The organism is Pseudomonas sp. E45-MNA-CIBAN-0222 (genome assembly GCF_040310405.1).
GTDB lineage: Bacteria > Pseudomonadota > Gammaproteobacteria > Pseudomonadales > Pseudomonadaceae > Stutzerimonas > Stutzerimonas stutzeri_AC.
Genome location: NZ_JBEOPU010000006.1, coordinates 55,904 through 67,573, shown reverse-complemented (window position 1 = coordinate 67,573; position 11,670 = coordinate 55,904). Strand labels below are relative to the sequence as shown.

Sequence of the window (11,670 nt, the reverse complement as noted above, 5' to 3'; positions counted from 1 at the left end):
GTCGCCCGATGAAAGGCACTACCGAATAGTCATCCAGACGGCGCTGTTACTGGTATTCAGGCATTCAGGGTAAACTCCCGCCAAACTGGTCCTACCAGTGGGAGAACGAAGGACATGCAGAACGAAAACCACAATGACCGTCGTCAAGTCGCCGACGTCGTCGCCGAGCGTATCGAACGGCTGATCGTCGACGGCGTATTGAAGGTGGGCCAGGCGCTGCCATCGGAACGCCGCCTGTGCGAAAAGCTGGGCATATCCCGCTCTGCGTTGCGTGAGGGTCTACGTGTTCTGCGTGGCCGCGGCATCATCGAGACCTCCCAGGGTCGTGGCTCCTTCGTTGCCGAATTGTCCGGAAACCATGACGCCAGCCCGCTGATGCACTTGTTCAAATCGCAGCCGCGCACGCTCTATGACCTGCTGGAGGTACGCGCCCTGCTGGAAAGCGAATCAGCCCGGCTGGCAGCATTGCGCGGCACCGACGCGGATTTCGTCCTGCTTGGCAGGCGCTATGAGGAGATGCTCGCCGCGCATACCAGCGAGGCAGGCGCCGACCCGCGCGAGCACGCCCGCCTCGATCACGCGTTTCATCTGGCGATCTGCGAGGCCTCGCACAACCCGGTGCTGGTACATACGCTGCAGTCGCTGACCGACCTGATGCTGAGCACCGTGTTCGCCTCGGTGAACAACCTCTACCACCGTCCAGCGCAGAAGCGACAGATCGACCGCCAGCACTCGCGGCTCTACCACGCGGTGATCGAACGCCTGCCGGAACAGGCCCAACGTGCGGCACGCGACCATATCCACGGCATTCGCGACAACCTCAAGGAGATCGAACAGGAGGAGCAGCGCCTGGTGCGCGCCACCATGCGTCTTGAAGGCTGGACCTGAGGCGTATGTAGCGTTTACCGAGCGCGGCTACAGCCTGGCCGGACAGCCGCACCCGTGCCGCCCAAGTCGCATGCTAGACTCGCCGCTCTTTTCCGCTAGCTCTGACGCACCGTGTCCGAAATTCATGACTGGCTAAGTGCCGACCGCCTCCCCTCCCCCCTCGATCCCGCCCTGCACGACTGGCTCTACGTCGACAAGGGCTCGCTCACCCGCCGCCTGACCGAGCTGGCCGATGGCGCCTTCAGCGTGACGCCGCTGCACGAAGCCTGGCAGCCCCTGCGTACCGACGAGTGCGCCGCGCTCGGCGTTCCGGCCGACAGCGAGGGCTGGGTGCGCGAGGTGTATCTGTGCGGTCACGGCCAGCCGTGGGTATTCGCTCGTAGCGTTGCCGCGCGAGCGCAGCTGGCTGAATCCGGCCTCGACCTGCAGCGCCTGGGCAATCGTTCCCTGGGCGAGCTGCTGTTCAGCAATCCGGCGTTCACCCGCGGCACGCTTGAGGCCTGCCAGTACCCATCACACTGGCTACCGAATGCGTGCCGTGTCGACGGCCTCTGGGCGCGGCGCTCGTGCTTCCGCCAGAATCGGCTCGGCGTGCTGGTCGCCGAGGTGTTCCTCCCCGAGCTGTGGCAGGCCGCCGCCGTCACGCCCTGAGCGCGCCGCTGCATGCCCCCTTCCGCCAAGGAGAGCCACTGATGTATCTAAAACTGCTGCAATCGTGCAATCGCCTGCACCCGCGCGCCTGGGACTTCATCCAGCTGATGCGCCTGGACCGGCCAATCGGCACTTACCTGCTGCTGTGGCCGACGCTGTGGGCGCTGTGGATCGCCGCCGAGGGCGTGCCCAGCGCGAAGAACCTGTTCATCTTCATCACCGGCGTGATCCTGATGCGCGCCGCCGGCTGCGTGGTCAACGACTTCGCCGACCGCAACTTCGACGGCCACGTGCAACGCACCCAGACGCGCCCCATGGCCACCGGCAAGATCAGCTCGCGCGAGGCCTGGACGCTGTTCGCCGTGCTGGTGGGCCTGAGCTTCGGCCTGGTGCTGCTGACCAACGCAACCACCGTCTACCTGTCCTTCGGCGCCTTGGCGCTGGCCGCCTGCTACCCGTTCATGAAGCGCTACACCTTCTATCCGCAGGTGGTGCTCGGCGCAGCCTTCTCCTGGGGCATGCCGATGGCCTTCACTGCCGAGACCGGCAGCCTGCCGCCCGAGGCCTGGCTGCTGTTCATCGCCAATCTGCTGTGGACGGTGGCCTACGACACCTACTACGCCATGGCGGATCGCGACGACGACCTGAAGATCGGCATCAAGTCCACCGCCATCCTCTTCGGCGAAGCGGACCGCGTCATCATCGTCACGCTGCAGGGCCTGGCACTGTTCTGTCTGCTCCTTGCCGGCGTGCGCTTCGAGCTCGGCCAGTGGTTCCACCTCGGGCTGGTGATCGCCGCCGGCTGCTTCGCCTGGGAGTTCTGGAAGACTCAATCGCGCAAGCCACAGGCTTGCTTCAAGGCTTTTCTACATAACCATTGGGCGGGGCTGGCGATCCTTGCCGGCATCGTGCTGGATTACGCAACCCGGGCTTAAGCGCGCACGTACCGGACTAGAGCCATGCTCCCGGTACTGCACTGCCGTCTGCCTGTCACATGGCTGCAATAATTCCGTTATCTAATGCCGGACGACAAGAACAGACCCGAGGCTTGACCATGAACGGCAAGAGCATACTGATCGTCGATGACGAGGCGCCGATCCGGGAGATGATCGTCGTCGCCCTGGAAATGGCTGGCTATGACTGTCTCGAAGCAGAGAACACCCAGCAGGCCCATGCGCTGATCATCGACCGTAAGCCGGACCTGATCCTGCTCGACTGGATGCTGCCCGGCACTTCCGGCATCGAGCTGGCCCGCCGCCTCAAGCGTGACGAGCTGACCGCCGACACGCCGATCATCATGCTCACCGCCAAGGGTGAAGAGGACAACAAGATCCAGGGCCTGGAAGTCGGTGCCGACGACTACATCACCAAGCCCTTCTCACCGCGCGAGCTGGTGGCCCGCCTGAAGGCCGTGCTGCGGCGCGCAACGCCGGTGGACAGCGAATCGCCGATCGAGATCGGCGGCCTGCTGCTAGATCCGGTCAGCCATCGCGTCACCATCGACGGCAAGCCGGCCGAGATGGGCCCCACCGAATACCGTCTGCTGCAGTTCTTCATGACCCACCAGGAACGCGCCTACACCCGCAGCCAGTTGCTTGATCAGGTCTGGGGCGGCAATGTCTATGTCGAGGAGCGCACCGTGGACGTGCATATCCGCCGGCTACGCAAGGCGCTCGGCGAAGCCTATGAGAACCTGGTGCAGACGGTACGCGGCACCGGTTATCGTTTCTCCAGCAAAAGCTGAGCACGCCGGGTGAGCATGCGTCCCGGCGTCATCCACCACATCATCGCCACCTCTCTGGAGTGCATCGGTTGAATCAGGACTGGCAAGGAGCCCTCGTTCGTCGCCTGCTGCTCCTGCTCGGCGGCTGCCTGCTGCTGGGGCTGATCACTGGCGAATACGCCTGGGTGCTGGTGATCGGCCTGAGCGGCTATCTCATCTGGACCCTGCGCCAGCTGCTGCGTCTGCAGCGCTGGCTGCACCGTGCCGACCCCGACGAGCCACCGCCCGATTCGGCCGGAATCTGGGGCGATGTGTTCGACAATCTCTACCAGATGCAGCGCCGCGACCTGCGCCTGCGCGCGGAGTTGCAGGGCATCATCGACCGCGCCCAGGGTTCGACCGCTGCCCTCAAGGACGCGGTAATCATGCTCGACAGCGAAGGCAATCTGGAGTGGTGGAACCCCGCCGCCAATCGGTTGCTGGGGCTGAAAAAGCCGCAGGATGCAGGCCACCCCATCGGCAATCTGGTGCGTCATCCGGCATTCAAGGAGTACTTCGACAGTGGCAGCTACGATCAGCCGCTGGAGCTGGCCTCGCCAGTGGACGATCGTCTTCGCCTGCAGTTCAACATCACCCGCTATGGCAATCGCGAACACCTGCTGCTGGTGCGCGATGTCACTCGCCTGCATCAGCTCGAACAAATGCGCAAAGACTTCGTCGCCAATGTCTCCCATGAGCTGCGTACGCCACTGACGGTGATCGCTGGCTACCTGGAGACCATGCTGGAGAACGCCGAAGGAGTGAATCCGCGCTGGCTTCGTGCCCTGCAACAGATGAATCAGCAAGCCGGCCGCATGCAGCACCTGCTCAACGACCTGCTGTTGCTGGCACGCCTGGAAACCAGCAGTCGGCCAACCGACAACCAGCCGGTGGCGGTGGGCTTGCTGTTGCAGTCGATCATCAGCGATGCCCGAGCCCTTTCCGGCAGCCGCGGCCACCTGATCAGTCTCGATGCAGACCCGGCGCTACAGCTCAAGGGCAGCGAGACGGAGCTGCGCAGCGCCTTCTCCAACCTGGTTTTCAACGCGGTTAAGTACACACCTGATGGCGGCAATGTGCACGTGCGCTGGTGGGGCGACGAGGTTGGCGCCCACCTGAGTGTCGAGGACAGCGGCATCGGTATCGAACAGAAACATCTGCCACGCCTGACCGAGCGCTTCTACCGGGTTGACTCCAGTCGCGCCAGCAGCACCGGCGGCACGGGATTGGGCCTGGCCATCGTCAAACACGTTCTGCTTCGCCACCAGGGCCGCCTGGATATCAGCAGCACCCCCGGACAGGGCAGTCGTTTCGCCTGTCATTTCCAGAATGGGCAGTTGGCGGGCCGCTGATTGGCACCATCACGATCAGCTGCGAAATTCCCGGCTGATCGCTTGAAAAGCCGGCTCACCGCCGCCATTCTGTCGCGATCATTGGCTACCCGACCCCTTCATGGACCCTTCCCCCAGTTACGCTGCCTCTTCCTACTTTGCCGATTTCGGCCTGATTCTCTTTGCCCTGTTCCTCGTGCTGCTCAACGGCTTCTTCGTCGCCGCCGAGTTCGCTATGGTCAAACTGCGCGCCACCAAGGTGGAAGCGATTGCCAGTCGGCATGGCTGGCGTGGGCATATCCTGCGTACCGTGCACCATCAGCTCGATGCTTACCTGTCCGCCTGCCAGCTCGGCATTACTCTGGCTTCGCTAGGCCTCGGCTGGGTCGGTGAGCCGGCGTTCGCGCACCTGCTCGAACCGCTGCTGGCCGGTATCGGCATCCAGTCACCGGCTCTGGTACATGGCGTCGCCTTCTTCACCGCGTTCTTCATCATTTCCTATCTGCACATCGTGATCGGCGAGCTGGCACCCAAATCCTGGGCGATCCGCAAACCGGAGCTGCTGTCGCTTTGGACGGCGGTGCCGCTGTACCTGTTCTACTGGCTGATGTACCCGGCCATCTACCTGCTCAACGCCAGCGCCAACGCCATCCTGCGCATCGCCGGCCAGGGCGAGCCGGGCGCGCATCACGACCATCACTACAGCCGCGAAGAGCTCAAACTGATCCTGCACTCCAACCGCGCCCGCGACCCCGGCAATCAGCAGATCCAGGTGTTGGCTTCGGCAGTGGAAATGAGCGAACTGGAAGTGGTCGACTGGGCCAATTCCCGCGAGGACCTGCTACAGCTGGACCACGATGCCTCACTGAGCGATGTGCTAGGCGTGATCCGTCGTCACAAATACAGCCGCTATCCGGTGTACGACAGCAGCAAAGGCGAGTACGTAGGCCTGCTGCATATCAAGGACCTGCTGCTGGCGCTGGCCGCCGACGACCATCTGACCGAGCATTTCTGCCTAAACGAGCTGCTGCGGCCGCTGGAGCGGGTGTCCAAGCACATGCCGCTGGCAACCCTGCTCGAGCAGTTTCGCCAGGGTGGCGCGCATTTCGTACTGGTAGAGGAAGGTGATCACAAGGTCATCGGCTTTCTGACCATGGAAGACGTGCTCGAAGTTCTGGTTGGCGACATCCAGGACGAGCACCGCAAGACCGAACGCGGCGTGCTCGCCTACCAGCCCGGCAAACTGCTGGTACGTGGCGACACCCCATTGTTCAAGCTCGAACGTCTTCTGGAGATCGATCTGGACCATGTCGAGGCAGAAACCCTTGCCGGGCTGGTCTACGAAACGCTCAAGCGCGTCCCCGATGAAGACGAAGTGCTCCAGGTCGATGGCCTGCAGATCGTGATCAAGAAAATGCGCGGACCGAAGATCGTATTGGCGAAGGTACTCCGCTTTCAGGATTAAGTGACTGGCGAGTCACATGACTAAATCCCCACTTACATTCTTGTTTACGTACCCGCTGCTAGTGATTGATCTGCAAGGATTATGACCGTCCATCGCATAGTGCAGAATTTTTTACAGGTAGTACCGGTCCACGGGATTAGGCGGACGCTTAATCCCGCTACCCGATTCTCATCGAAACGATGGAGCTACCTAAATGCGCATCAATGGTTTGACTACTACTACCGCTGCCTTGGCCCTTTGCCTGGCTGGCACTTCCCAAGCGTTCGCTCAGTCCGCAACCGGCCCGATTTCAACCATCGGCGTCATCGGCTCGCACAATCAGTACAAGCTGACCGTGAACGACGAGAGCGACAAGGAGCGTCTGAATCAGGGCGGTCTGTACTACACCTTCGGCAACAAGCTGACCGGCCAGGAAGGGTTCATCTACCAGCTGGGCATCGAAGGTCAGTACCGTGACAAGGACGACGTCGAGTATCTCTCAGCTCGCGCCGACCTGGATCTCGGCCTGCGTGCGGCGCTGAGCACTAACAACTATGTCGACCTGATCGTTGGTGGCGGTTACGACTGGGGCCGCATCGAGCAAGATGACGTCGATTTCGGCCTGTTCGGCGACGAAGACGTCAAGCTGACCACGCGCTCGCCCTTCGCCAAAGCCGGTGTTGGCTATAACTACCTGACGCCGGACTACACCGTGCGCCTGGAAGTGGGCGCTCGCTATTCCATCGAAGCCGACAGCAAACTGAAAGTCGGCGGGGAAAGCGACACTGTTGACCTCAAGGACAAGGTCAACCCCTACGGCGAGCTGAGCGTGCTTTGGAACAAGGGCATCAACAACATGCCGATCAGCACCAGTCTGTACTACACCCAGACCCGCTACGAGCTCGACAGCAGCAGCGAGTTCGCTGAGAACAGCAAGCTCAAGCAGGAGCAAGTTGGCCTGAAGGTTGGCCTGGCGTTCTAAGCCACTAACCTTCGCCAGCCTGCCGGACGAATAGGCCAGGATGTAGCCCGCGAGCGGGCTACTCTCCACCCACGGCGAAGTTCGGCAGGCTGTTGACCGGCTGCGAAAAGTCGAAGGGAATCGACTCGATGGCCAGGCCGACGTTGCGCTGCACCACGAAGTGCAGGTGCGGCCCGGTGCTGTTGCCGGTATTGCCGGAACGCGCGATACGCGTACCACTCTCGACCCGCTGTCCCTCGCGCACCGCTACCGAGCCTTTCATCAGGTGCAGGTAGACGCCCATGGTGCCGTCGTCATGCATGATGCGCACGAAGTTTCCGGCCGGATTGTTGCCGCGCCCGCTCTGCTCGTTTTCGATCTTCACCACCATGCCACCGCGCGCCGCGACGATGGGCGTGCCCTCGGGCATGGCGATGTCTACCGCGTAACGCCCCTTGGGCGTGAAGTGGCTGTACTGGCCGTTCGCGCCCTGGGTCAGGCGAAACGGACCACCGCGCCAAGGCAGCGGATATTTGTAGGGCTTGGGTAACAGACGCGGATCGCCAAGCGCGTGTCGCAGCTTGGGCGTGTACCTGATGGGCTTGGATGCATCGCGCGGTGCCAGCGTCGCCAGGCGGATCTGACTGCGTGGCGGCAGTACCCAGCGGATGGGCTTGGCGGGTGCGCCGACAACGTTATCGACGTTTTCCAGCTTCAACTCAATATCAACCGGCGCGAACAGATCATTGCGCACCAGCAGCGTTTCACCGGCCGCGTGTTTGCGGGTCTCCAGTCGAACCTGAGTGTCGAGCTTTTCCACCATCCGGTCACGGAAGACGAATACCTGCGCGCCAGCCGCAGCCTGGTCACTGTAGGTAACGACCCCATTGGCGTCGGTGTATTTGTAGATGGTCAGGGCCAGCACTGGCGAGGCCAGCACGGACAACCCGAGCAACAGAAGGATGCGCCCCAGCATAACGGCAGATTTCTAGTGATTATGGTGTTGGAGCGCAAAGACTAGCAGTGGCGACTGGCCTGCGCGAGCTACCGACCGTCGGGGTGTGATGCCGGTCAGTTTGTGAGCACCGCCAGGCGCCGAACGGTCGCCTGGCCCAGTCGAATCAAGCGCCTGGAACGAAATGCCGCTGCGCCGTGCCGCGGGCGATCAGGCGCGACAGGTAGTCCATTTTCTGCGGGTCGCGATCGACGAAGCGAAACGACAACTGCAGCCACTCGCTGTCAGGCTTGGGCTCGAAGGCGGCAACCGCGTGCAGATAACCATTGAGACGAGCAACTTCACCGCCATCACCCTGTTCGAGATCGAGCACGGCGCTTTCCAGCACCTGCGGCAACTGCTCGCCGCGTTTGACCACCAGCAGCGCCTCCTTGAGGCTCAGCGCCTTGATCACGCAGGCGATACTGCCGCTGGCCAGGCGCAGCTGGCCCTGACCACGACCAGACGCAGCACCCGGTGGGCTGCTGGCAGGTGGCGATTTCTGGAGTAACGGTGATGCCTTGGCCTCTGCAGCCGCAGCAGATGCGGCGGGACGCACCACCTCCGCCTTACCGCCGGTCAGCGCAGCGAGCGAATCATTGGCCATACCGGTCGCCATGTTTCTAGTTGGGGCACTGGCGGCCAGCGCATCCAGCTTGCCGGCACGCCCGAGCGCCTTGCGAACCTTGCTGGTTAGCTGCTCGTTGGAAAACGGCTTGCCGACGAAATCCGACACTCCGGCCTGAATGGCCTGTACTACGTTTTCCTTGTCGCCCCGGCTGGTGACCATGATGAACGGGGTGGTCTTCAGAGAATCCTGGGCACGACACCAGGTCAGCAGCTCCAGCCCCGACATTTCCGGCATCTCCCAATCGCAGAGAATCAGGTCGAAGCGCTCGCGACCAAGCATCTGCTGGGCCTTGCGCCCATTCACTGCATCCTCGATGTGAATGCCGGGAAAGTGACTACGGAGCGCCTTCTTCACCAGATCACGGATAAAGGGCGCGTCATCCACTACCAGCACACTGACCTTGCTCATCCTTAACTCCTGCTCGAATGCCGGCAAGCATAGCTGCAGGATCGAATCGACAAAAGCGCGAGTCACCATTGCCGACAAAGTTGTTGCGCGCGATCAACGTCGCGCTTGTACATGGGATACGCCGAAGACTACCTCCCGGCGGGACAGCAACACGCTGGCGCGGCATACTCGCAACTTTGCCAGCTTCGCGAGGCCGCCCATGTTTCAGCAAAATCGGGTTCAGCACATTCTTGTCGCCCACGATCTCAGCCCGGACGCCGATCTGGCCTTGTGTCGTGCGGCCCAGCTGGCACGCCAGACCGGCGCTCGCTTAAGCCTGCTGTGCGTGATTGGCGAGGGCGCTGGCGAAGCCGACGAGCAGGACGCACGTACCCTGCTGCACGAACGTCTGCAACGCAACGGATTCGCTCACATCGAGCCCTGGGTTCGCCGTGGCCAGCCGGTGGAAGAGATCCTCACACAGGCCCAGGGTCTGGAGGCCGACCTACTGGTATTGGGGCAACACCACAGAGGTTCGACCCAGGGCTTCGCCGGCACCACGCTGGAGCGCATCATGCTCGAAAGCGCGGCACCGCTACTGCTGGCGACTGCGCCGGCGGACACGCCGTACCTGCGGGCCATGGCTGCACTGGATTTCTCCCGCTGCGCCACACGCGCCCTGCAGTGCGCCTGGGAGCTGTTGGGCGACGGCGCCGAGCTACGTGCGCTGCATGTGCACGAGATGGCTGAAGTACATGGTCCCGATCACGAAGGCCTGGCGTTGCAACAGGAGCTGTTCGATCAGCTGGTCGAAGACATTCAGAGTCAACTTCCCGGAACGGGCGCACGGCTTAGCCATAGCCTGCTTCAGGGTGAGCGCAGTAACTGCCTGGAAACGGCCATCGACGATCTGCGACCACAGCTGCTGGCACTGGGCAGCCACAGCCGAGGCGAGCTGAGCAGTGCCCTGCTCGGCAGCCTGGCGCGGCAGTTTCTCGACCATCCGCCCTGCGACATCCTGATCGCACGCTAAGCCTGTTCCCGCGCCTGCCCGTATTGCGCAGGCCGGCGTGCAACAAGCTACGCGCTACCCCCAAGTTGCGTCCCTGCAAACCCCTGCTACGTTTAGAGCCAGAACAACAATAAGAAGAAGACGCCCATGTGCCTCGCTTCGACTCGTTTCTGGTTTCGCGTTCCAGCCCCCATCTCTGCGACTTTCCACGACGTCGTGGTGCCCCGCGCACGCTTGCGTTCGCCGCGCGTACGTCAATGCCAGGCCGCTGCATTCAACCAGCCGGCGATCCACGACATTGCGCACCTGACCGTCTGCCCAGCTTTCCCCTAACCCGCCCATACGGACCGCTTCGCATGGGGCGAGCCCGTATGCCGAGCAAACCGTGCAAGGAGATACGCATGAAGCTTTCAGCAATCGCAGCGGCAACCCTGACGGCAGTGGTCGCCGTACCCGCCTCGGCCGAGATTTCCGACGGCAAGGTGAAGATCGGCATTCTCAACGACCAGTCCGGCGTGTATGCCGATTTCGGCGGCAAGTGGTCGTTCGAGGCGGCGAAGATGGCCGCCGAGGATTTCGGCGGCAAGGTGCTCGACGCCCCCATCGAGATCGTCACTGCCGATCACCAGAACAAGCCGGACATCGCCTCCAACATCTCGCGGCAGTGGTACGACCGCGAGCAGGTCGACTCGATCATGGAGCTGACCACCTCCTCGGTCGCGCTGGCGGTACAGGGCATTTCCAAGAACAAGAAGAAGATCAATCTGGTGACCGGCGCCGCCACCACGGAGCTGACCGGCAAGCAGTGCTCGCCCTACGGCTTCCACTGGGCCTACGACACGCACGCGCTGGCGGTCGGCACCGGCGGTGCACTGGTTTCCCAGGGCGGCGACAGCTGGTATTTCCTCACCGCCGACTACGCCTTCGGCTACTCGCTGGAAGAGCAGACCGGCAAGTTCGTCAAATCCAAGGGCGGCGAAATCAAGGGCGCGGTACGCCATCCGCTGGCGAGCACCGATTACTCGTCGTTCCTGCTGCAGGCGCAATCCTCCGGCGCCAAGGTCATCGGCCTGGCCAACGCTGGCCTGGACACCGCCAACAGCATCAAGCAGGCCGCCGAGTTCGGCATCGTCGCCGGCGGCCAGCGCCTCGCCGCGCTGCTCTTCACCCTCGCCGAAGTGCACGGCCTGGGCCTCGACGCCGCCCAGGGCCTGACCCTGACCGAAAGTTTCTACTGGGACCGCGACGACAAATCCCGCGAGTTCGGCGAACGCTTCTTCAAGCGCACCGGCCGTATGCCGAACATGGTCCACGCCGGCACCTACTCCGGCGTCATGCAGTACCTCAAGGCGATCGAGAAGGCCGGTACCGACGCCACCGAGCCGGTCGCCAAGGCCATGCACGAGATGCCGGTGGACGATGTCTTCGCGCGCAACGCCAAGGTCGGCGCCAACGGCCGGCTGATCAGCGACGTCTACCTGATGGAGGTGAAGAAGCCCGAAGAGAGCAAGCGCGAGTGGGACTACTACAAGGTGCTGGCGACCGTGCCGGGCAACGAGGCCTACATCGATCCGGCCGAGAGTGGCTGTGACCTGGTCGGGCAGTGAGC

At 62.7% G+C, this 11,670-nt stretch carries 11 protein-coding genes; 9 read left to right on the top strand and 2 right to left on the bottom strand.

Going from position 1 to position 11,670, the window contains the following annotated elements:
* Positions 1-114: 114 nt before the first annotated feature.
* The 7 genes from glcC (at position 115) to AAEZ08_RS10665 (ending at position 7,058) form a co-directional block, all read left to right on the top strand.
* Positions 115-888 carry a transcriptional regulator GlcC gene (gene glcC, locus AAEZ08_RS10695; RefSeq protein WP_103455869.1) on the top strand — a complete coding sequence of 258 codons (774 nt, stop codon included), beginning with the start codon at positions 115-117 and terminating at the stop codon, positions 886-888.
* A gap of 111 nt (positions 889-999) precedes the next feature.
* Positions 1,000-1,539, top strand: a complete 540-nt coding sequence (locus AAEZ08_RS10690; protein ID WP_500124244.1) for a chorismate--pyruvate lyase family protein — start codon at positions 1,000-1,002, stop codon at positions 1,537-1,539.
* Positions 1,540-1,580: 41 nt separating this feature from the next.
* Positions 1,581-2,474 (top strand): 4-hydroxybenzoate octaprenyltransferase, encoded by an 894-nt coding sequence (ubiA, locus tag AAEZ08_RS10685; RefSeq protein WP_500124243.1) that lies wholly within the window; start codon positions 1,581-1,583, stop codon positions 2,472-2,474.
* 119 nt (positions 2,475-2,593) lie between these two features.
* Complete coding sequence (gene phoB, locus AAEZ08_RS10680; protein ID WP_003283304.1) at positions 2,594-3,283, top strand: phosphate regulon transcriptional regulator PhoB; 690 nt, start codon at positions 2,594-2,596, stop codon at positions 3,281-3,283.
* 68 nt (positions 3,284-3,351) lie between these two features.
* Positions 3,352-4,653: a phosphate regulon sensor histidine kinase PhoR gene (phoR, locus tag AAEZ08_RS10675; protein ID WP_003283303.1), complete on the top strand. Its 1,302-nt coding sequence runs from the start codon at positions 3,352-3,354 to the stop codon at positions 4,651-4,653.
* Between the two features lie 100 nt (positions 4,654-4,753).
* Positions 4,754-6,097, top strand: a complete 1,344-nt coding sequence (locus tag AAEZ08_RS10670; protein WP_181066318.1) for a hemolysin family protein — start codon at positions 4,754-4,756, stop codon at positions 6,095-6,097.
* 193 nt (positions 6,098-6,290) lie between these two features.
* Positions 6,291-7,058, top strand: coding sequence for an outer membrane beta-barrel protein (locus AAEZ08_RS10665; protein ID WP_313476180.1), 768 nt, complete (start codon positions 6,291-6,293; stop codon positions 7,056-7,058).
* 58 nt (positions 7,059-7,116) lie between these two features.
* Here AAEZ08_RS10665 and AAEZ08_RS10660 read toward each other — a convergent pair whose 3' ends face one another.
* On the bottom strand, positions 7,117-8,013 hold the full coding sequence (locus AAEZ08_RS10660; RefSeq protein WP_003283300.1) for a peptidoglycan DD-metalloendopeptidase family protein: 897 nt from the start codon (positions 8,011-8,013) through the stop codon (positions 7,117-7,119).
* 145 nt (positions 8,014-8,158) lie between these two features.
* On the bottom strand, positions 8,159-9,070 hold the full coding sequence (locus AAEZ08_RS10655) for a response regulator (protein ID WP_003283299.1): 912 nt from the start codon (positions 9,068-9,070) through the stop codon (positions 8,159-8,161).
* 199 nt (positions 9,071-9,269) lie between these two features.
* Here AAEZ08_RS10655 and AAEZ08_RS10650 point away from each other — a divergent pair, with 199 nt between their 5' ends.
* Entirely contained in the window at positions 9,270-10,082 is an 813-nt protein-coding gene (locus tag AAEZ08_RS10650) for a universal stress protein (protein WP_003283297.1), read from the top strand.
* Positions 10,083-10,462: 380 nt separating this feature from the next.
* Positions 10,463-11,668: an ABC transporter substrate-binding protein gene (locus AAEZ08_RS10645; RefSeq protein WP_003283296.1), complete on the top strand. Its 1,206-nt coding sequence runs from the start codon at positions 10,463-10,465 to the stop codon at positions 11,666-11,668.
* The last annotated feature ends 2 nt before the right edge of the window (positions 11,669-11,670 follow it).